Origin of the sequence: Paenibacillus sp. J2TS4 (assembly GCF_018403245.1) — a bacterium.
GTDB lineage: Bacteria > Bacillota > Bacilli > Paenibacillales > NBRC-103111 > Paenibacillus_L.
This window is the reverse complement of the sequence record NZ_BOSH01000009.1, coordinates 171,389-191,450: the sequence shown is the minus strand read 5'-3', so window position 1 is coordinate 191,450 and position 20,062 is coordinate 171,389. Positions and strand designations below refer to the sequence as shown.

General features: G+C 50.2%; 18 protein-coding genes. 10 read left to right on the top strand and 8 right to left on the bottom strand.

Going from position 1 to position 20,062, the window contains the following annotated elements:
* Nucleotides 1–184 precede the first annotated feature (184 nt).
* Nucleotides 185–1,282: a GerAB/ArcD/ProY family transporter gene (locus KJS69_RS19435; protein ID WP_213585444.1), complete on the top strand. Its 1,098-nt coding sequence runs from the start codon at nt 185–187 to the stop codon at nt 1,280–1,282.
* A gap of 42 nt (nt 1,283–1,324) precedes the next feature.
* On the opposite strand, the gene KJS69_RS19430 is transcribed toward KJS69_RS19435, so the two are convergent.
* Both KJS69_RS19430 and KJS69_RS19425 read right to left on the bottom strand, forming a co-directional pair.
* The gene (locus KJS69_RS19430; RefSeq protein WP_213585443.1) at nt 1,325–1,798 is read right to left on the bottom strand and encodes a hypothetical protein; all 474 of its coding nucleotides are present in this window, start codon (nt 1,796–1,798) and stop codon (nt 1,325–1,327) included.
* 178 nt (nt 1,799–1,976) lie between these two features.
* Complete coding sequence (locus tag KJS69_RS19425) at nt 1,977–2,843, bottom strand: AraC family transcriptional regulator (protein WP_213585442.1); 867 nt, start codon at nt 2,841–2,843, stop codon at nt 1,977–1,979.
* Nucleotides 2,844–3,129: 286 nt separating this feature from the next.
* Between KJS69_RS19425 and mutY the strand changes: the two genes are divergently transcribed.
* Nucleotides 3,130–4,326, top strand: a complete 1,197-nt coding sequence (gene mutY, locus KJS69_RS19420; protein ID WP_213585441.1) for an A/G-specific adenine glycosylase — start codon at nt 3,130–3,132, stop codon at nt 4,324–4,326.
* Nucleotides 4,327–5,097: 771 nt separating this feature from the next.
* Here mutY and KJS69_RS19415 read toward each other — a convergent pair.
* From KJS69_RS19415 to KJS69_RS19400, 4 genes are all read right to left on the bottom strand, one after another.
* Entirely contained in the window at nt 5,098–6,852 is a 1,755-nt protein-coding gene (locus tag KJS69_RS19415) for an ABC transporter ATP-binding protein (protein WP_213585440.1), read from the bottom strand.
* Complete coding sequence (locus KJS69_RS19410) at nt 6,824–8,671, bottom strand: ABC transporter ATP-binding protein (RefSeq protein ID WP_213585439.1); 1,848 nt, start codon at nt 8,669–8,671, stop codon at nt 6,824–6,826. The genes KJS69_RS19415 and KJS69_RS19410 overlap by 29 nt, the downstream gene beginning before the upstream one ends.
* A 97-nt stretch (nt 8,672–8,768) precedes the next feature.
* A complete protein-coding gene (locus tag KJS69_RS19405) occupies nt 8,769–8,966 on the bottom strand; it encodes a hypothetical protein (protein WP_213585438.1) in 198 nt (65 codons plus the stop codon).
* Nucleotides 8,967–9,097: 131 nt separating this feature from the next.
* Complete coding sequence (locus tag KJS69_RS19400) at nt 9,098–9,712, bottom strand: superoxide dismutase (protein ID WP_213585437.1); 615 nt, start codon at nt 9,710–9,712, stop codon at nt 9,098–9,100.
* 451 nt (nt 9,713–10,163) lie between these two features.
* Here KJS69_RS19400 and KJS69_RS19395 point away from each other — a divergent pair, with 451 nt between their 5' ends.
* The 7 genes from KJS69_RS19395 to folE all read left to right on the top strand — a co-directional run bounded on the left by KJS69_RS19395 (nt 10,164) and on the right by folE (nt 14,693).
* Nucleotides 10,164–10,586: a GNAT family N-acetyltransferase gene (locus KJS69_RS19395; RefSeq protein ID WP_213585436.1), complete on the top strand. Its 423-nt coding sequence runs from the start codon at nt 10,164–10,166 to the stop codon at nt 10,584–10,586.
* A gap of 242 nt (nt 10,587–10,828) precedes the next feature.
* Entirely contained in the window at nt 10,829–11,383 is a 555-nt protein-coding gene (locus KJS69_RS19390; RefSeq protein WP_213585435.1) for a DUF402 domain-containing protein, read from the top strand.
* Nucleotides 11,380–11,973 (top strand): signal peptidase I, encoded by a 594-nt coding sequence (gene lepB / locus KJS69_RS19385; RefSeq protein ID WP_213585434.1) that lies wholly within the window; start codon nt 11,380–11,382, stop codon nt 11,971–11,973. Before KJS69_RS19390 ends, lepB begins: the two co-directional genes overlap by 4 nt.
* 34 nt (nt 11,974–12,007) lie before the next feature.
* The gene (gene queG / locus KJS69_RS19380) at nt 12,008–13,180 is read left to right on the top strand and encodes a tRNA epoxyqueuosine(34) reductase QueG (protein ID WP_213585433.1); all 1,173 of its coding nucleotides are present in this window, start codon (nt 12,008–12,010) and stop codon (nt 13,178–13,180) included.
* Between the two features lie 16 nt (nt 13,181–13,196).
* The gene (locus tag KJS69_RS19375) at nt 13,197–13,709 is read left to right on the top strand and encodes a methylated-DNA--[protein]-cysteine S-methyltransferase (RefSeq protein ID WP_249730617.1); all 513 of its coding nucleotides are present in this window, start codon (nt 13,197–13,199) and stop codon (nt 13,707–13,709) included.
* Between the two features lie 81 nt (nt 13,710–13,790).
* Nucleotides 13,791–13,997 carry a YneF family protein gene (locus KJS69_RS19370; RefSeq protein WP_213585432.1) on the top strand — a complete coding sequence of 69 codons (207 nt, stop codon included), beginning with the start codon at nt 13,791–13,793 and terminating at the stop codon, nt 13,995–13,997.
* 102 nt (nt 13,998–14,099) lie between these two features.
* Nucleotides 14,100–14,693: a GTP cyclohydrolase I FolE gene (gene folE / locus KJS69_RS19365; RefSeq protein WP_213585431.1), complete on the top strand. Its 594-nt coding sequence runs from the start codon at nt 14,100–14,102 to the stop codon at nt 14,691–14,693.
* 143 nt (nt 14,694–14,836) lie between these two features.
* Here the strand turns inward: folE and KJS69_RS19360 are convergent, their stop codons facing one another.
* Nucleotides 14,837–16,102 (bottom strand): Fe-Mn family superoxide dismutase, encoded by a 1,266-nt coding sequence (locus tag KJS69_RS19360; protein ID WP_213585430.1) that lies wholly within the window; start codon nt 16,100–16,102, stop codon nt 14,837–14,839.
* Between the two features lie 177 nt (nt 16,103–16,279).
* Between KJS69_RS19360 and KJS69_RS19355 the strand changes: the two genes are divergently transcribed.
* Nucleotides 16,280–17,023, top strand: a complete 744-nt coding sequence (locus KJS69_RS19355; protein ID WP_213585429.1) for an IclR family transcriptional regulator — start codon at nt 16,280–16,282, stop codon at nt 17,021–17,023.
* A 100-nt stretch (nt 17,024–17,123) separates the two neighbouring features.
* Here KJS69_RS19355 and acnA read toward each other — a convergent pair whose 3' ends face one another.
* Nucleotides 17,124–19,841 (bottom strand): aconitate hydratase AcnA, encoded by a 2,718-nt coding sequence (acnA, locus tag KJS69_RS19350; RefSeq protein WP_213585428.1) that lies wholly within the window; start codon nt 19,839–19,841, stop codon nt 17,124–17,126.
* Nucleotides 19,842–20,062: the final 221 nt, after the last annotated feature.

Below are 20,062 nucleotides of genomic sequence, written 5' to 3'. Positions count from 1 at the left end.
TCAGTTTGCTGCTGATCGCTTTTATCTATAATGCGGCAGTCTATTATTTCGAAAATATTCCCAACCCAAATTCTGTTATTATCTCCATGTTTCAACCCGTTCAAGACTGGATTCAAGGCTGCCGCTCGTGACTTAAGTTTACTATATTTGATGCTGGAAAACAGGCTGAATAAGGAGGAGGACTATGGAGCGGATCACTCAGAGCCAAATTGTGATGCTGTTTGTCGTCTATTTCTGTTCCTCGACAGCGGGATTTATGATCAGGCGGTTAGTCAAAGCGTCGGGATATGGCGCGGTTTGGGCAGTTATAGCCGGCAGTATCCTTAGTCTCGGGATGGTCTATTTGTCCATTGCCTTCGCAAAGAAACGGCCGGATCGCTATTTAGCTCAATACGGCAAAGAGATTGTAGGACGTTGGCTGCATGTGCCGCTAATGCTGGTCATCGTCTTTTTTACCCTGCATCTGTCTGCCCTTGTCCTGCGGGAATATCAGGATTTTATCAATCAGAATTATTTAGCGGAGACTCCGGATTGGGTCGTTCCAGCCGCATTGGGAATATGCGTTGCGCTGGCTGTCCGTTCGGGGATTGAGGTCATTTTCCGTTTTGCCCAAGGCATTTTTATCCTTGTTGTCGTTTCTATCCTAGTCACAACCGTTATGCTCGGATATCAGGTCGATGCTTATCGGGCGATCGGGTTTTTTACGCATTTTAACGGGGGCAAGGTTTGGGAAGGGGCTTTATGGAGCAGCGCTTTGTATGCAGAATGTTTTGTGGTCATTCTGTTCTTCCCCAAAATTAAACAATCCAGCCGCACGTTCCGCAGCTTGGTATGGGCGGCCGGGCTCGGAACACTTCTTGTTCTAATGCTGCTGGTTCTGACTTTGCTGCTGTTCGGCAACGAACTGACGGCTCACCTGACTTATCCATTACTGGAAGCTCTGCGCTATATTCATTTTGGCGATTTTCTGGAAAATATCGATCCGCTTCTGGTGGCGATCTGGACGACCAGCATCTACATTAAGATCAGCTTAAGCCTATACACGTCTGTGTTCGTGCTGTCCCAGCTGCTGGGCATGAAAAGCGAGAGGCCGTTAGCGTTCACCGCCAGCGCCTTTATGGTAGGCTTGTCGCTGCATATGGCTCAAGATACGACGGAATTAAATGATTATTTGCAAAAAGCGGGCATTGCCTTTGGCCTGGCTTCGATGAGCGTTCCTCTGCTCTATTTTGCGGCAGATTTATTCCGAACCAGACTCCTGTCGGGGAAACAGCATAAGTAACAGGGAAGACAGTAGAGTCGGGTCCGGACGAATGATAAGCGATCACTTGGTTTGTGCTGTGGATTTACCTGACTTTTTGCCGATGGAATGCAGGATCCAGCCGCACACGATGAGACTAAGGCCCCCCATTAACTCCAGCACGAATGGAGAAAAACCCAAATAACCGATGCCGATAACAGCGGTTAATGCGAAAAGCCACAGTCCTAAATAAATAAGTGAGCGGCTGAAAAGCACCCCTAGCAGTACATAGAAAAAAGACAGGAAAAGGGCCCGCACCAAAGGAACGAAATATCCGTTAACCACCTCAAGGTAAAGCAGAAGCAATAAAGAAGCGAATAAAACAAAAATGGGCAGCGCCATTTGGAAGGCGAGCTTGGAATCAGCTCCCCGATCCCCGTCTGTCTTGTAGGAAAACAGGATAATAACGCTGGCTACAGCAGCAAGGGCAACGGAAGCCGGCTGGACCCAGACCGGCAGATTCCAGGAATCGCGCAGCCATAGGACCGCGCTTAACAACCACTGTGCCCCCCATATATAGAATAAAGGAATTAACGGAAGAGAGACTCTCAAATATGTACGTAACATTCGGCTCCAATCATTATGTTGCTGTGACATGGCGCACCCCTCATTTTCTGTTAGACTTAATGCAAGTCAAGCGATAGCTTACTACAGCTGCCTGTCCCAAGTCAAACGATTATCCCCGATTATGCCGATCTTCGCCGTTGCGATGTTTTTTGGCGTATTCCCGCGGGGAGATCCCTTCAATTTTTTTGAAAATTCGGCTAAAATAAAACTCGTCTGAATATCCGACACTGTTAGCGATGGATTTCAGCCGATACCCGGACAGGACAAGCAGTTCCTTGGCCCGGTCCACACGAATATGAGTTAAATAATCAATCGGACTGTACCCCGTATATTTCTTGAACAAGCGGGAGTAATGGCTTACGCTTAAACCAGCCATTTGGGCAAGCTGCTCCAGCGTAAGGGGCTCTTGGTAGTGCCAGCTCATATAGTCTTGCGTTTTATCGATGGCGGCAGTTGTGTCGCCGGCAATTTTTTGGGAGCGAAAATCGAGTATAATGGCAAGCATAAGCTCTTGCATCATGATTTTACGGCGCATGGCCGTAATGGGACCTCTTCTTTTCCAAAGCGCGGCCAGCTGTTCCAACAAATAGATGAGCTGCGGCGGGTTATTCAAAGTATACATGCCTTGCAGTGGAAAAGGACGATCCTGCGCATGGTTAAAGCTCCAGACATCTTTATCCTGATAGCATTCCGAATAATGAAAGCGAAGGAAGTAATATTCCAAAGGATCTTCAGGGTCCGTCCTCCGTTCGACGATCATATCCGGGGTAAAAAAGAAAAGCTTCCCTGGTTCGGCGGGATAATGAGTCCCGTTAATAATGAAGACTCCCTTGCCTCTGACAATAAGCCACATGGAAGGGTGACGGATACGTCCGGCCGGCCGGCGCCAATCGGCTTCCGTTTTGTTATGACCGATCAATTGCGGTGAAAATACAAGCTTGTTGAGAGCCGAAGCCAGTTCGCCTGGAGTCAGCATGCTTAGCACATCCTATCGTCTTTTATGGCTGATCGATTCAGAGCATGATCGTTCGGTTTAGCATCGACCTGTTGGTAGACAGGCGCGGAGCTTAAACGGCTTCCGCTTGTCCGATTAAATATAGCGGCCATGGAGAATTCGAAGGGATGGGAGACAAAGCCGAAACCTGTCCTGAAGACCCCTTTCCTTTCTCCATTCTATGGCTGTTAAACCTTTAGTGCCGCTTATGCAGATTCATTGTCTGCATCTACTATTATACATTGTTTATTAGAAAGAGGAGTCGGAGATGAAAGATGAAACTGTGCAAGAATTAGAAACAAGGCGGTACTTTGCCAGCGGTTTGCTGGAATGGTACGGCCGGAGCAAGCGTGATTTACCCTGGAGAAGAACTAAAAATCCTTACTATATTTGGGTGTCCGAGGTTATGCTGCAGCAGACTCGCGTCGATACGGTCATCCCGTATTATCACCGATTTCTGGAAAAGTTCCCGGATGTCGAGGCGCTGGCCTCCGCTCCCGAGGAAGAGGTGCTCAAAGCCTGGGAAGGTCTGGGCTACTACTCGCGGGCCAGAAATCTGCAATCGGCCGTAAGAGAGGTACACGAGCGTTACGGCGGAGTAGTTCCCGATCAGAAGGAGGAAATTTCCTCCCTGAAAGGAGTCGGGCCTTATACGGCCGGAGCCGTGCTGAGCATCGCTTATAACCGGCCGGAGCCGGCAGTGGATGGCAATGTCATGAGGGTGTTGTCCCGCTATTTTCTCATCAAGGATGACATTGCCAAAGGGTCCACGCGCGTGAAGATGGAGCGGCTGGCCCGGGAGCTGATCCCGGAAGGGAGGGCCGGCGACTTCAACCAGGCGCTGATGGAGCTGGGCGCGACCGTATGCACGCCGCGGTCCCCTCATTGCCTGACTTGCCCGGTGATGGAACGGTGCCGGGGCAGGCTGGAGGGGCAAGCGGAGGAGCTGCCGGTCAAAGCAAAAGCGAAGCCGCCGCGCGTCGAGCCGAGAGCCGTCGCCCTGATCGCGGGCGACGGCGAGCATGCGGGCAAGCTGCTCATCCGCCGGCGTCCCCGCCAAGGGCTTCTCGCCAATATGTGGGAGCTTCCCCACATAGAGGTCGAGCGCCCGGCGAGAGCGGCGGAGCGGCGCGCGGGCTCGGCGGCAGCTGCGCTGAGCGAGGCAGCAGCGGGGCAAGGCTCGGCAGCAGCGCGGCGCGGGGCGGAGATGGAGGCGCTCGCCGCCGGGCTGGCGGAGACGGACGGGATCACGGCGCTCCCGGAACGATGGCTGATGGATGCGGAGCATATCTTCAGCCATATCCGGTGGGAGCTCGCCGTGTACCGGTGCCGTCTCGACCCCCGGTTCGAAGCGGCCGGGCTGCCGCCCCATTATCGCTGGCTGGACGCGGGCGAGATGGAGCGCTACGCTTTCCCCAACGTATTCCTGCGCATTCTTGCAGAAGTTGGAATAGATCAAGCGTAGGATGGAATTCTGATGAAATAATTCGTATATTGTAACCTTCATCCTTGGTCCGGGAAGTGTGTTAAAGGCTCAAAACCATACTCAGTCCTTGACAGACTAACTGGAATTTCTACAGGCAGTTCTTGCTTTTGTTCACTGGATGGCTGGACTAAATGGAAAAGCTACATTAAGAAATGAGGACGGGAATGAATTGGTTAGATTTGGTCCGAACTAGCTGGAGGATTTCCAGTTAGATTGTAAAAATCGTCTGAACTGGCTTCTTTACCTGCATTAAATCCAGTTAGTTTATGTTTGGCAGTTGATTTTACTTTCACTTAAAGTAAGTCAGCGCTTGCCTGTTCCTAGTTTCTTTGGCACACCAGGAATTTCTGCGATTATACAGTTATTATCTATCGAAATGGGAGCTTGGGGAGAAAGCCTGCGATTATACAGTAATTTTCGCGCGAAACAGTCTAATCTCCACTGGAACGAGAAAAAAGATGTAGTTTTGCAGCCTTTGCTGCGACAATGGACAAAACAGCATAAAAACCTGCAGATTGGCAGGCTTTCTGCCATGACCGTAGGAGATTGCTCGCTCTATCGCTTTCCGATAGAGCGATTTTTTTTGACTACGCAGCCTTATCTGATCCATTCGTCATAAATTTAGTTACAACGTTTAGTTAAGAAGTGCAAGAGTGGAGGTAGTTAACAATTTTGTAAAAAGACCATAGATGGCTAAGCGGTTGCCCCTAGATATAAGACTATAGGGCGATCCTCTTTTGAAATACTTCGTCAGAAGTTTTTCTTCATAAGAGGTGTTTCTTGCTCCGTCCACAGCTCCTGATAAATACCCGGCCGCGACCTTAGCTCCTTGGGGCTGCCTCTATCGACGAGACGGCCTTCATGCAGTACCAGGACTTCGTCGGATTGCTGAGTAACATCGAGGCGGTGGGTAATAAAGAGAAGCGTTACCCCCTTCAGGTCCTCAATCATCTGCTTCAGTAGTCTTCGTTCTGTCCCTTGATCTAGAGCTGAAGTGGCCTCATCGAAGATAAGAATGGCCGGTTTGCGCAGCAGTGCACGCGCAATACTGATTCTCTGCCGTTCTCCGCCGGATATTTGCAGCGCTTGTTCACCCACCCGAGTGAACAAGCCGTCGGGAAGGCGGGAGATCCAATCCTGCAACTGGGCGAGGCGAACGGCTTCCCAAACCTCCTCCATCCGAATGTTTTCCCGGCCGAATACGATATTGTCCAGAATGGTCCCGCTTCTCAGCCTTAAATCCTGAGATACGCAAAGCACCTGACCTCGAAGCCAAGCAGGATCGAGTTGCGGCAAGGGGGTTCCGTTCAGGAGGATGCTTCCGGATTCCGGCTCGTATAGTCCGAGGAGCAGATCGACAAGAGTTGACTTGCCGGAACCTCGATAACCTACTATAGACACGATGGAGCCGGAAGGAACTTGAAAGCTGACATCGTCCAGTATAGGTCGGCTGTCGTAGCGAAATGACAGACTCTTGGTCTCCAGCGTGATCGGCCCTCGGGGTATGCTGCCCGCGCTCATCTGACGTACAGGAAACGCAATATCGGTTACCCGTTCCATTGAAGGGATTACCTTCATTGCGCCCATAACCATGTCAATCAGTGAGATTCCGAACGGTCTGAGCCAATTGTACACGGCGACGAAGGCTACAAGAGAACCAATGGTCATTGTATTCTGGAGTACGAGCCAGCCGCCGGCCGTGTACATAAAAACGAGGAAGCTTGCGTTCAAGGAAGCATTGAGCATGCGAACTCTATGATCCGCCAATACCTCGCGCCGGGTATGATTCCACTCCTGACGCAAGCGGTCCCGCAAATGTCCGATAGCTTTGGACTCTTTGCCTGTCGCTTTGATGAAGGCAGCCCCGGAGATGATTTCCCGCACCGATTCCGAGACTAACGATTTATGTCGGGCAGTTTCGGCGGCTTTTTGTTTGACGTGGCGGCCCAGAATCTTCACCAGGGCCGCTTGTCCCGCCCACAATAGGAGAACGATAGAAGCCAATGTGGGCTCCAGTACAAGCAAAACCGCCGAACCCGCCGTTACGGTCACTATGTGAAAAAGCATAAACCCGATATGTCCGTTAACCAAATCCGTAATCGAATGGGTGTCGTCCAGAATACGTGTCAGCAAATCGCCTGTCCTGTTATTATGCAGCCAGCCGAGGGGGCGGTGCTGAATCCCGTTATATAAATCCGCCCGTCCCCGGCCAGCCAGCCGAATCATGAATCGTCCCCACACATCCTCCAGTATAATCATCATGCTCCCGATAACCGGAGCAGCTACCATGCATAGTGTTACGATGATGAGCAGATTCCAATTCTGCTCTGGAAACACGGTTTCCAGTATGTATTTGGACAGGAAGGGGGGCACCATGTACAGCAGGCTGCCCACTACATTTTTCATTAAAATCAGAAATAAATTTGGCCAGTGGGGCAAAAGATACTTCCTGGCATAAGCTGAGACGGCCGGCCATCTATCGGGTGAGGGCTGCGGTTCGTTCATCGGAAATGCCTCCTATCCCCCGAGCTTTTGCATCATATCCGGACGGAGCATCCGCATTATGTTCAGACGAATCACTCGAATCCTGCTCATGGGATGTCTCCTGTTCTTGTCGCCACATTCTGGCGTACAGCCCCTGTCGGCGCAGGAGCTGTTCATGGGTGCCTTCCTCTACCAGTTCTCCCTTGTCCAGCACGAGAATCCGATCCGCTAAGGCGGCTCCTCTCAAGCGATGGGTGATATTGATCCGGGTTGGGCTGCCGCCCCAGGCTTCCAATGCTTGATACACGGCGGCTTCGCTAGTTTGATCCAGAGCGGAGGTCGCCTCATCGAGCAGCAGTATGTCGGGTTCCTTCACCATCGTGCGTACCAGACCGATAAGCTGTCGTTGTCCGCCGGAAAGGCGATTGCCGTTGAAATCGATTTCGGAATCGTAGCCGGAAGGCAGTCTGGATACGATATCCTCCGCTCCGAATGCTGTCATCCACTTATCCAACGTCTCTCGATCCGCTTCCCCGAGATAGGTCAAGTTTCGGTATAAGCTATCCCGGAACCAGACGCCTTCCTGCATGACATATCCGACGCGGCTTCGGAGATGGGTCGCGTCCAGCTCGCGAATGGAAATACCGCCAATCCTAATTTCGCCTGCCGATGGTTCTCGCAGCCGAAGCAGCAGCTGGAGCAGCGTGCTTTTGCCGGCTCCACTCGGTCCGACAATTGCGACATGCTCACCGGGCAGGATCGTGAAGCTGAGACTGCGCAGCAAATCGCCTCGTGGCCCTGCCACATGGACATCATGGAATGAAATGGGCTGCTGTCGATAATCCGATAGCTTGCGTAAACCGGGTTGCTTGCCTGGCTCGACGGGCAGGCGCAAATACTCCATTATTCCATGAATCCGCACCTTAATATCGGCAAAACTGACATACAGTCCGAAAAACGAGCGTGCCGGAGCATTGATTGCCGGAATATAAGCGAGAATAGTGACTAACTGCCCCACGGAAGCTTCTCCCTGAAACATCTGCCAACCTGCAAACAAAAAAACCAATGCCGGAGCCAACGAGTCGGGGATGCGGGGAAAGGTTCTGTAAAGGCTGTCCACAATAGTTTCCTGAAACTTGAGGTCTGCCCATTTGCCCTGATCCGTTGCGAAAGCCTCATATTCCTTACGTTCGGTTCCATATAGTTTGATTTGCTTGACCGTATCCAGTCTTTCCAGCAGGCTCTGGCGGAGCTGTGCGTCTTGAGCGACCAGTTTTTGTCTGGCGTGGCCCCGTTTGCGGCCGTAGATATGGACCGGAATAAACAGAATGACGTATGAGGCCAGAAGGACAATTGCAAGGGTCCAATTCCATTGGGCGATGACAGCTAACGCGGCACAGGCCAGCAAAAGTTCTTGTGCAAATCCGGGAAGAGTAGCCAAACCAAACTGCTGGATCACTCTAGTATCCTGAGTACATCGCTGGAGGAGTTCACCCCTTGAGGTTTGCGTGAAGAAATCGGCAGAAGTGTGAAGTACGGAAGCCAATGTTTCTTCAGTTAACTCATAGGACAGCCGGGTCATTGTCTTGGCTGATATATAGGCCCGAAGGGCAATACACAGTTCTGCCAGCAGCAAGGCTCCCAATAGCAGAAGGGAGATTCTGGCCATTCCCTCAGCGCCGCGCAGCATGATCCCGTCCATCAATCGACCAATGAGGAGAGGAGCGGCCGTTCCGCATAATACCGCTATTGCGGTAAGTAGAGAGATGAACAGGAATGCTCCTTTGGAACGAGCCAATTGTTTAACAAAAAAAATAAACCACTCCGGAAAATTCAGCAATTGAACGATCACTCCGTTCCATAAAAATGGAAATTATGACTAGGGTAGCAATTGCGCTTTTAAAGTGTCAAACGGGAAAAACAAATGTTCGTCTTTTTTAAATGGGCGAAGCCTCATAGGCTGTCCATATTTTCAGAAAACAGATACTCGCAAAATCTCCATTTTTCTCTTCTTTGCATAAATTTTGTTTTTCAAATAGCTGCCGTCCTAAAATCACATGAACAATGCTGTTCCATTCTGGAGTGACAAATGGACTTTTCCCTCCATTAGAAACTGGCCATAAATACCTGATCATTTAAGTTTCCCAGAGATTGAAAAGAACGATTAAGCGACTCGGCTTTTGATTTTCTGGTAAAAGCATAAATAAAAGCAGGCTCGGCATTATGCCGGGCCTGCTTGAATTTCAATTCAATAAATCTTGGTTCATTATTTCTTGGCCGCTTCGTAAAGCTTGCCTACTTCATCCCAATTAACAACGTTCCAGAAGGCAGCGATGTAATCGGGGCGTTTGTTTTGGTATTTCAAATAATACGCATGCTCCCATACGTCCAAGCCGAGGATCGGAGTTTTGCCTTCCATCAGCGGATTGTCCTGATTGGCCGTGCTGCTTACTTCCAGCTTGCCGTACTTGTCAACGGACAGCCAAGCCCAGCCGCTTCCGAAGCGAGTGGTAGCCGCTTTGGCGAAATCCTCCTTGAACTTGTCAAAGCCGCCCAACTCATTATTGATGGCATCTGCCAAAGCTCCGCTAGGCTGTCCTCCGCCGTTAGGGCCAATCGTAGTCCAGAACAGAGAGTGGTTAGCGTGCCCACCTCCATTATTGCGAACGGCTGTACGGATCGATTCCGGTACGCTGTCAAGATCGGAAATCAGGTCTTCAATGCTCTTGCTTTGCAGTTCAGGAGCGCTTTCCAGAGCTGCGTTCAGGTTGGTAACATAGGTGTTGTGATGGCGGTCATGGTGAATCATCATAGTCTGCTCGTCGATATGCGGCTCCAGAGCGTTATTCGGATAAGGTAATGCAGGTAATTGATGTGCCACAGTATAACCTCCTAATTATGTAATTCGTACTCCTTATTTATTATCCATTATTTAATATAATAAATCAACATTTATGTATCAAAAGTAATAAAAACGATTTTGCCAGCTCAAAGTGAATGAATTAGATGAATTACGATAGATGAATCTGTAGAATACTTCACATAAATGTGATGAATTATAACTTCATTTATTTAGGATAGACGTAATTCATTTTATTATTCTTAAAATTGATTTTTATCGTACATATATATATAAATACAACTACTATATATAAAAATACAACTACAATGAAAACGCTTAAATTAAAGCGGTTTCAAGAGAAATCTGAAATTTTTATTAATTTTTTTCAACAATTTGAAGGATTTTGACGATTTTTGTAGTAAAATAGTATTACAAGCTTTAACAAGAGTCCGGTAACAGACTACTAATCCATGCTGCGGGGGAGACAGTCATGATCGTACGTTCCTTTCATTTATCGGATTATTATCCGGTAACCCAACTTTTACAAGAAGTTTTGTCTGAGGAATGCTGTGAAGAGACAAGGCAAGCGTTTAGCCGACAGTTGTCTTTGGATAGCAAGTTGGTTCTAGTTGCTTCGGTTGAGGAAGAGATTGTTGGACTCATCATCGGAACAATAGACGATAACAAGGGATATTATTACCGAATTGCCGTCCATCCCGATCATCGGGGCAAAGGGGTAGGCAAGGCTCTGATTAATGGGCTGAAAGAACGGTTTATTTATCGTAAGGTTAGCCGTATTGTTGTTTCGTTGGATGCGCACAACGAGCCAGTGCTTCCTTTGTATAAAGCACTCGGATACAGCGCGAGCGATTTTCTTAAGCCGCTCAAGCCGCTGCGGATCGTTAACGGTTAGTACTCCTGTCATTATTAAACAGGGTGGAAGGATTCTTGTATGAGGCATATCTTTTGGAGCCATATTGGCCGGAAGATATGCTTCTTTATTATTCCATAAAAATCATTCAGATTACGTAAGCGCAAGAGATCATAGTATGTTAAAGTGAAAGTAAATTTGTGCAGCGTATCCCAAAGATATTTGGGCTGGCATAAAGAACACCCCCTATTTCATACCCAAAGCTTATAGAAGGGCCGGGGCTTATGAATAAATCCCAATATGTTATTCGCAGTATCAAACATGACGGCCGGCTGCATCGGAAATGGACAACAAACTGGCTTCTTCCGAACTCATGCTTGCCCCCCGATGGAATGGGAGAGCAAACCCTTGTGCTGATCAACGATCGTACGAAGGTGATTGAATCGGACGGAAGTCGGTGGTTCACGTCGATTCCAGGTGTTGCATTTTTCTGGCCGGACCGATGGTATAATATAATCGCATTGATCGGAGCATCTGGTGTAAGCTATTATTGCAACTTAGCTTCTCCGCCACAAGGCTCCGGCAGGCATCTCACTTATATCGATTACGATCTGGATGTCGTCGTCGCTGAAAACGGAACTATCCGGGTGGAGGATGAAGAGGAGTATGAACGGAATAAGCTGAGGTATCGTTATCCGCTTAGCGTGCAATATAATGTAGATCAAGGGCTGCGACAACTCATGGACTGCATCTCAGAACGCAGGCCGCCTTTTCAAGCGGATTTGGCTCTCTATTGTTATCAAATGTGGAAAGAGAGAAAATCGGAGGAACATTCATGAACCAAGCCCTCGAAGAAAAAAGAAGCGCTGCCGGCAACAAGAAGGCGGAAGGTCTAACCAACGGCAGCTTTACGGCGGAATTGTGGGACTGGGTTAAATCCATCTCCTTTGCGTTATTGGTGGTCGTTATTGTTAATCAGTTTATTTTTTCCCAATCGATGGTGGATGGCTACTCCATGGAACCGACTCTGGAGAACGGGGAAAGGCTGCTTGTTAACCGGATTCTGTACCGATTTCAAGCGCCGCAGATCGGGGATGTAGTCATATTTAAAGATCCGGATCCCCAAAACGGACGAACCGAATATCTTGTTAAGCGGGTAGTGGCGGTCGCTGGGGATCAGGTAGAAATTCGAGCGGGAGAGCTTTATGTTAACGGACAGCCAGTGGAAGAGAAATATACAAAAACCGCTATAGAGGATGGGGATTTCGGACCTTATACGGTGGAAGATAATCACGTGTTCGTGTTAGGGGATAATCGCAAGCGGAATGCCAGCCGGGACAGCCGGATCTTTGGGGAGATAGCGAAATCATCCATCGTCGGAAGAGCCGAATGGATCATCTGGCCGCTTAATAAGTTCGGCGGAGTATGAGGCGGGGCACTTAAGCTAAAGAGGTGATGCAGGAATGAAGCTCCGAATAGAAGAAGCGGGGAGAGAGGATTGGCGCAGGCTGAAGGAGGAAATCGTAAGAGCGGCTCCTTCCCTCGGGATCGACAAAATTGGCTTTACAACAGCGGACCCGTTCCTGGAGCTGAAACAGATTTTGCTGGAGCACCGCAAAAAAGGATATGAGTCCGGATTTGAAGAGCCGGATATCGATAAGAGGGTCTACCCGGACCAGAGCTTGGACGAGCCGCACTCCATTATCGCTATAGCGATCGCTTATCCTTCCAAACTAAAGGATCCGCCGAGATCAGAGCCGGGTGCGTATCGCGGAATGATCTCCCGATCCGCTTGGGGGACGGATTATCATCATGTTCTGAGAGAGCGATTGGCGAGATTGGAAGCCTTCATTGACGAGCGGGTGGAAGGTGCGCGGATGATGAGCATGGTCGATACGGGGGCTCTCGTGGATCGGGCCGTGTCGCAGCGTGCGGGAATCGGCTGGAGCGGTAAAAATTGCGCGATCATTACACCCGAATGGGGGTCATGGGTATATTTGGGGGAGATGGTCACTAATCTTCCTTTTCCACCGGATACTCCCATTACGGAAGATTGCGGAGACTGCACCCTATGTATCGATACCTGCCCTACCGGGGCGCTGGTCGGCCCCGGTCAATTGAGTTCCAGTCGCTGCATCTCCTTCATTACCCAAACGAAAGGATATGTCGAGGACGAGTTCAAGGAGAAAATCGGAAACCGGCTATACGGATGCGATACGTGCCAGATCGTCTGTCCCAAAAATAAAGGACTGAATTGGACTCATCAGCCCGAATTGCAGCCGGACCCGGAGCTTGTGAAGCCATTACTGAAGCCTCTGTTGACGATGAGCAATAGGGAATTCAAGGAGAAGTATGGCCAGAGCGCGGCTTCGTGGAGAGGAAAAAAGCCCATTCAAAGGAATGCCGTCATCGCGCTGGGGCATTTCAAGGACCAGACGGCCGTTCCTTTATTGACAGGACTGCTGCGGGATGATCCGCGTCCGGAAATCCGGGCCACTGCGGCCTGGTCGCTTGGGAGAATCCCGGGGCGGGAAGCGGAAGAGGCTTTGCGTCAAGCTCTGGATAAGGAAGCGGAACTGCCGGTTGTTCAGGAACTGAAAAAAGCGTTGGAGAAAAAAGCGGACAATTCAACATAGAAAGGAGAGAACGCCGATGCCACAGGCCTTCTATGATGAAATGGAATCTCCGATCGGGCCCTTGGTGCTATGTGCATCAGAGCAAGGGCTGTGCAGAATTGATTTTGGCTCATATGCCGAGGTGAAGGAATCTTTGCATAAATGGTGCAAATCTAAGCTTTATGCAGATACGGTCTTTCCCGACAAGCTTGTCCTGCGAGAGGCTGTAAATCAATTAGAGCAATATTTTGCAGGCAGTCGAATGGCCTTCACTCTGCCATTGGATATGCGGGGAACTTCGTTCCAGCAGCGGGTGTGGAATGCTTTGCGACAAATCCCATTCGGGGAAAGCCGCTCCTACCTGCAAATCAGTCAGGCAATCGGCTCTCCCAAGGCGGTCAGGGCGGTTGGGGGAGCGAATCATAACAATCCGTTACCGATCGTTGTTCCTTGTCACCGAGTGATTGGGGCTAATGGAGAACTGGTTGGTTATGGCGGAGGTTTGCCTACCAAGAGGTTTCTTCTGGAATTGGAAGGCTGGAGAGGATAATCGTTTGTCACAGAGGTCCGGACGTGCTATCATTAATCAGGTTAGGACAAAAAAGAAACTATAAGTCAGAGGTGTCACATCATGAATTATGTTATTCCGATTTTGACCCTTATCGCCGGAATTGCGATCGGGTTCTTTGCCGGGGTCTTTTATTTGCGAAAGCAGATTGAGAAAATGCAAAGCAACCCGGAAATGCTGCAAAAGATGGCTAAGCAGATGGGCTACAACATGAACAAGCAGCAGATGAATAAAGTACAGCAGATGATGAAAAAACAGAAGTTTAAATAAACCGAGAAATCGACCAAAAGAACGTGAATAGCTTCAGCTTACGATTCAACCTATGATCCAGCTTACGATAATCTTGTGGTCGGGTAAATGGAGGATATGCAAATGGCTTTTCAGGAATACAGGAACGAGACAGTCGTTGATAACCGAGAAGAAATCGAAGGCCACGTCCGTGAAATACTTCGTCTGATCGGGGAAGACCCCCGCCGGGAAGGCCTGCTGGAAACCCCCGACCGAGTGACCCGAATGTATGAGGAGATTTTCTCCGGATATCATGCCAACCTGCGCGATATTCTAGACGTCACGTTCGATGAGAAGCACGAAGAATTGGTTATCGTGAAAGATATCGTGTATTACAGTACTTGTGAGCACCATATGGCTCCTTTTTTTGGCAAAGTCCATATCGGCTATATTCCAAGCGGCAAGGTAGCTGGACTAAGCAAGCTGGCCAGGCTGGTGGATGCGGTATCGAGAAGGCTGCAGCTGCAAGAAAGAATTACGGCCGATATTGCAGACATTATTGAAGAAGTGCTGGAGCCTCATGGAACGATGGTCGTCGTGGAAGGACAGCACTTGTGCATGTGCTCCCGTGGGGTCAAGAAGCCGGAAAGCAAGACGGTCACCTCGGGAATCAGAGGAGTCTTCCAGACGGATTCCGCTCTGCGGGCAGAATTTCTATCTTTGTTAAAACAATATTAAGCGGACGTCCATACGCTCGCTAATGGCAAGGCGCCTCCCTCTGCGGTAGGCGCCTTGTTGATTATAGGAGACACCTTTCTTCCTCCACTCCATGACCTATTAAACAGCATTCTTCAGTGACACCTATATTATTGGACTGGCAATTAGTATGGATGCCAACGCAGCTTCCGGGCCTGCTCGAATCGCTCGTTCACATGGTTCCAGTTGACGACATTCCACCAGGCGTCGACATATTTGGGCCGTTCGGTTTTATATTTCAAATAATAGGCGTGCTCCCAGACATCCAATACGAGAAGGGGAACTATATCCCATTGGGAAAGGTTCTGGTGCTTCTCGGCCTGCAGAATTTCGAGACGATGGCTTCTTGGACTCCAGACGAGGATAGCCCAGCCCCCGCCCTCGACTTTCCCGGCTGCTTCTGAAAAATGCTTTTTGAAGTTAGCGAAACTTCCGAAGTCTTTGTTGATCTGTTGAGCGATGGGTCCGGTAGGTTTGCCGCCTCCTTTAGGAGTCATAACGTTCCAGAAGATCGTATGCAAATAGTGCCCGGCTCCGTTAAAAGCCGCCTCTCTCTCCCAATGCTTGATCAGTGAAAAATCGCCGGTTTGTCTAGCTTTAGCCATATTTTTCTCAGCCGTGTTCAGGCCATCCACGTAGCTTTTGTGATGGATATCATGGTGGAGCTTCATCGTTTCGGCATCGATATGGGGTTCTAGGGCATCGTAGCTGTAGGGAAGCGGAGGAAGCACGTGCCCCCCGATTGGAACCGGCTTCAGGTCGGGGATCATCTGTGACCAGCTTCCTTCACCCGCCGCTGTCAAAGAGGGGTCTGCCTCTCTTACCCAATGTAATTGAACTTTATCTTCTTCAGACCGATTCTGGCTGGCAGGGGAAGGGGGTGTAGGGTCTGTGAAGGCCATTCCTGCCTGGTAGCCCTGGAATGCCGCGGTAGGAGGGAACTGAACTATAGGAGGCTGAACCGGCAAGCGTTCGCTCATATAGGCATCCAGCACACCGAGGAAGTACTCCGATTCGCGAATAATGTGGCGAACGACGACTTGGGCAGTCGGATTGCCGGCGATGGCCTGGCTGTGATAGAGCATATGCAGCAATTGGCTCACGAATAACCGGGACTGCCGCAGCGACTCCTGGACCAATTTTTGAATCTGCGCTTGGGCATGGGGTGTCAAGCTGCCAGGGGAACGAATCAACGCCTCAATCCATTGAGTGGCGGTCATTTCCGTCTTCTCAAACACAGGCTCCCATTCTTTGAGCAGCTTCACATATTGCGGCTCCAGATTGCTGACTAATGCTCGGATGACTTCGGTGTGCTCTTTCTCCTGCATTTTCCAAAAGCGGATTTCTTCGAGTAATCTCAAGGGCATAAGCGATCCATAGATCCTTAGCATCCATATTCCTCCTTACATAAAATGGGCCCGCTCTCGATAAGAACGCTATTGTCAATGTATTCTCTCAATGAAGGAACTATGCCTGAGAGCAAAACGTTTCTTTACGCTTGGTTAGGGATCAGGTATACTAGGTGTAATCAAGTTTCATTAAGTGAAACTTTGAGAGGGTGTGTAACGATGGAAGATAATAAATTGACGGTCCGCGCGGTAGAGCGGGCAGTAGATATTTTATTGTGCTTTACAGATGCTTCCGATTTAAGCTTGACGGAGATTTCTTCTAAAGTAGGTCTCCATAAAAGTACTGTACACCGCTTGATCGCTTCCTTGGAAGGCAAAGGGTTTCTGGTTCGGCATGCCGGTACGGATAAATATCGGCTTGGTCTGCGCATATGGGAGCTGGCTGCGGGAATGGCCCAGACGGATGATCCGGCCGTGCTGCTGCTGCCGGAGATGGAGAGATTACGGGATTTGTTAGGGGAGACGGTCAGCCTTTATGTCCGTGACGGCTTTGAGCGGGTCCGCATTCAGGCGGTGCAGAGCAATCAAGCTATTCGCAGAGTAGCCCAGGTAGGAGCCAGGCTTCCTCTGTACGTAGGCGCATCGAGTAAGATTCTCGTTGCTTTTGCCGATCGGGAGACGCGCAATGAATTAAAGCAATCCAGGGATTGGCCCAACGGTCCGGAACGGGAACGGTTTCTGGAACAAATCCTGGAGGTCCAGCAGCTTGGCTATGCGACAAGCGTGGAGGAGAGAGAGGAGGGGGCCGCCGCCATCGCGGCTCCCATCTTCAGCCGCTCTCACAAGCTGGTAGCGGCGCTGGCTGTATCGGGCCCAGCCAACCGATTGACGATGGAGCAGATGAAGCAGGATGCCCCGATTATCGTCGAAGCAGCGAATCGGATGGGCAAGATGATCAAATAAAGATAAATAAAAGCAAGCAGCACGAACAAAACCACCCCTTGCACTTCAGAGTGCAGGGGGTGGTTTTTCAGTTCACCTGCCACAAGAATGCGGCTGATGATTATTTGCTTTCGTTCATCATTTGGCGGAGAACCGTTTGCAGAATACCGCCGTTCCGGTAGTAATCTACGTCCACCATGCTGTCGAGACGGACGATCGCTTCGAATTCGAAGTTGGAGCCGTCGTCGCGAGTGGCGATGACTTTTACTTTTTGTCCAGGCTGTACGCTGTCATCCAGTCCGACGATGTCGAACGTTTCTGTACCGGTCAGACCGAGGGTCTTCCAGCCGAAGCCTTCCGGGAATTGCAGCGGCAGCACGCCCATGCCGACCAGGTTGCTGCGGTGAATCCGCTCGAAGCTTTCGGCGATAACGGCTTTGACGCCGAGCAGGAACGTTCCTTTGGCCGCCCAGTCACGCGAGCTGCCCGTTCCATATTCTTTACCTGCCAGAACGATAAGCGGCGTGTTCTGCTCCTGATACTTCATAGAAGCATCATAGATAGACATCACTTCGCCGTTCGGCAGATAAGTGGTCACGCCGCCTTCCGTGCCGGGAGCCACCTGGTTGCGGATCCGGATATTGGCGAACGTTCCGCGCATCATCACTTCATGGTTACCGCGGCGGGAGCCGTAGGAGTTGAAGTCTTTTCTCTCTACGTTATGCTCTACCAAATATTGGCCTGCCGGGCTGGAAGGTGAGATGTTACCCGCTGGAGAAATGTGGTCCGTCGTAACGGAATCCCCGAGCTGAGCAAGTACTTTGGCCCCGCGGATATCAGCAATGGATTCAGGCTCCGGCTGCAGGTCCGTAAAGAATGGAGGCTCTTGAATGTAGGTGGATTTCTCATCCCACTCATACAGCTCGCCTTCGGCAACGTCCAGCTCGTTCCAACGTTGGTTGGCGCGGTAGACGTCTTTGTATTTCTCGTGGAACATGGCCGGGCTGAGCGACATCCGGATGGCTTCCTGAATTTCTTGCGTGGAAGGCCAGATGTCCTTCAAATAAACCGGCTCGTTATTGTTATCATAGCCGATCGGATCATTCGTCAGATCGATATCCACCGTTCCGGCCAGGGCATAAGCGACAACGAGCGGAGGAGAGGCCAGGTAGTTGGCTTTCACCTGAGCGTGAATCCGTCCCTCGAAGTTACGGTTACCGCTGAGCACGGCGGCAACGGTCAAATCGTTATCGGCAATCGCTTTGGAAACCTCGTCCGGAAGCGGACCGCTGTTTCCGATACAAGTGGCACAGCCGTAACCAGCTACGTGGAAGCCCAGTTGCTCGAGCGGCTCGATCAGGCCGGCTTTGGTCAAATATTCGGTAACGACCAGAGATCCCGGAGTCAAGCTGCTCTTAACGTAGCCTGGCTTCGTTAGTCCGCGCTCGACTGCTTTCTTGGCTACCAATCCGGCACCGACCATGACACTCGGGTTGGAGGTATTCGTACAGCTTGTAATTGCGGCGATAACAACCGCTCCGTTCTTCATTGTCGACGTCTCGCCGTTAGGATGCGATACTTGCACCTCTTCAGCCAGCTTCTCTTCGGTTAATCCGTAGCCGCCTTTGTCTACAGGAGTGCGGACAATCGTGTTGAACGAATCCTTCATTTCGGTCAGCTCTACACGGTCTTGCGGACGCTTCGGTCCGGCCAAGCTAGGCACGACAGTCGACAGGTCCAGTTCTACGATATCCGTATACTGAGGATCTGGAGTATCGCTTGTGCGGAACAGGCCTTGAGCTTTGTAGTAAGCTTCCACAAGGGAGATTTGCTCCTCGCTGCGGCCAGTCAATCTTAAATATTTCAAGGTTTCTTCGTCTACCGGGAAGAAGCCGATGGTAGCCCCGTATTCCGGCGCCATGTTAGCGATTGTGGCACGGTCGGAGAGGGACAAGCTGTCCAAGCCGGGGCCGAAGTATTCGACGAACTTGCCGACGACGCCTTTTTTACGCAAAATCTGGGTTACAGTAAGAGCCAGGTCGGTAGCGGTAGCGCCTTCCGCCAAGCTGCCGATCAGCTTGAATCCGATAACTTCCGGAGTAACGAAGTATAGAGGTTGTCCGAGCATACCTGCTTCGGCTTCGATTCCGCCTACTCCCCAGCCTACGACGCCGAGACCGTTAATCATGGTCGTATGGGAGTCGGTACCTACCAACGAATCGGGATAAACTTCAACTTCTCCATCGATAGTTTTCGTGGCAGCTACGGAAGCAAGATACTCCAGGTTCACCTGATGGACAATTCCGGTATCTGGCGGAACGGCACGGAAGTTATCGAAGGCCGTCTGCGCCCAGCGAAGGAAGCGATAACGCTCTTCATTTCTTTCGAATTCGATTTGCTCATTATAAGCGAGAGCTTCTTTATTCCCGAAGGCGTCTACCATTACGGAGTGGTCGATAACGAGATCGACAGGGACGAGCGGGTTAATCTGCTTCGGATCTCCGCCAGCCCGTTGAACGGTTGCGCGCATAGCCGCCAGATCGACGACAACCGGTACGCCGGTAAAGTCTTGCAGCACGATCCGTGCGGGAATGAAAGGAATTTCTTTATTGTTATCGCTGTTTTCAGCCCAGCCGGCGATTTGTTTAACATGTTCGTTGGTAATGGCTCTACCGTCGAATTGACGAACGGCGGCCTCCAACAGGACTTTGATCGAAAAAGGCAGCTTCGAAATCGAGCCAAAGCCTTTCTCCTCCAGCTTGCTTAAGCTGTAGTACGCATACTCCTGGTTGTTCACCGTCAGAGATGTTTTGACAGAAAAGTGGTCTTTTCTCGACATGGAGTGATCCCCCCTAAATAGTAGTAAAAATCAGGAATCGTTTCATCTAGTGAAATTCGATTTCACAAATAAAGCTACATCTATAGTATACCTTTTCCCGAAGGTACAGTAAACCCTTTTTTAAATTATAAGATATAAGCTTCACACTTATAATCATGCTTATAATTCACCGTGAAACATCAATCCACCGTTAAAGGACGGCGGCAGCCGTTTCGCTTGGC

Bases quoted from the DNA above. Each gene is read 5' to 3' on its own strand.
- KJS69_RS19435 (WP_213585444.1), top strand. From the start codon at position 185: ATGGAGCGGATCACTCAGAGCCAAATTGTGATGCTGTTTGTCGTCTAT.
- lepB (WP_213585434.1), top strand. From the start codon at position 11,380: ATGAACCAAGCCCTCGAAGAAAAAAGAAGCGCTGCCGGCAACAAGAAG.
- queG (WP_213585433.1), top strand. From the start codon at position 12,008: ATGAAGCTCCGAATAGAAGAAGCGGGGAGAGAGGATTGGCGCAGGCTG.
- KJS69_RS19395 (WP_213585436.1), top strand. From the start codon at position 10,164: ATGATCGTACGTTCCTTTCATTTATCGGATTATTATCCGGTAACCCAA.
- KJS69_RS19425 (WP_213585442.1), bottom strand. From the start codon at position 2,843: ATGCTGACTCCAGGCGAACTGGCTTCGGCTCTCAACAAGCTTGTATTT.
- KJS69_RS19375 (WP_249730617.1), top strand. From the start codon at position 13,197: ATGCCACAGGCCTTCTATGATGAAATGGAATCTCCGATCGGGCCCTTG.
- mutY (WP_213585441.1), top strand. From the start codon at position 3,130: ATGAAAGATGAAACTGTGCAAGAATTAGAAACAAGGCGGTACTTTGCC.
- KJS69_RS19355 (WP_213585429.1), top strand. From the start codon at position 16,280: ATGGAAGATAATAAATTGACGGTCCGCGCGGTAGAGCGGGCAGTAGAT.
- KJS69_RS19415 (WP_213585440.1), bottom strand. From the start codon at position 6,852: ATGAACGAACCGCAGCCCTCACCCGATAGATGGCCGGCCGTCTCAGCT.
- folE (WP_213585431.1), top strand. From the start codon at position 14,100: ATGGCTTTTCAGGAATACAGGAACGAGACAGTCGTTGATAACCGAGAA.
- KJS69_RS19390 (WP_213585435.1), top strand. From the start codon at position 10,829: ATGAATAAATCCCAATATGTTATTCGCAGTATCAAACATGACGGCCGG.
- acnA (WP_213585428.1), bottom strand. From the start codon at position 19,841: ATGTCGAGAAAAGACCACTTTTCTGTCAAAACATCTCTGACGGTGAAC.
- KJS69_RS19360 (WP_213585430.1), bottom strand. From the start codon at position 16,102: ATGCTAAGGATCTATGGATCGCTTATGCCCTTGAGATTACTCGAAGAA.
- KJS69_RS19370 (WP_213585432.1), top strand. From the start codon at position 13,791: ATGAATTATGTTATTCCGATTTTGACCCTTATCGCCGGAATTGCGATC.
- KJS69_RS19405 (WP_213585438.1), bottom strand. From the start codon at position 8,966: ATGATCAGGTATTTATGGCCAGTTTCTAATGGAGGGAAAAGTCCATTT.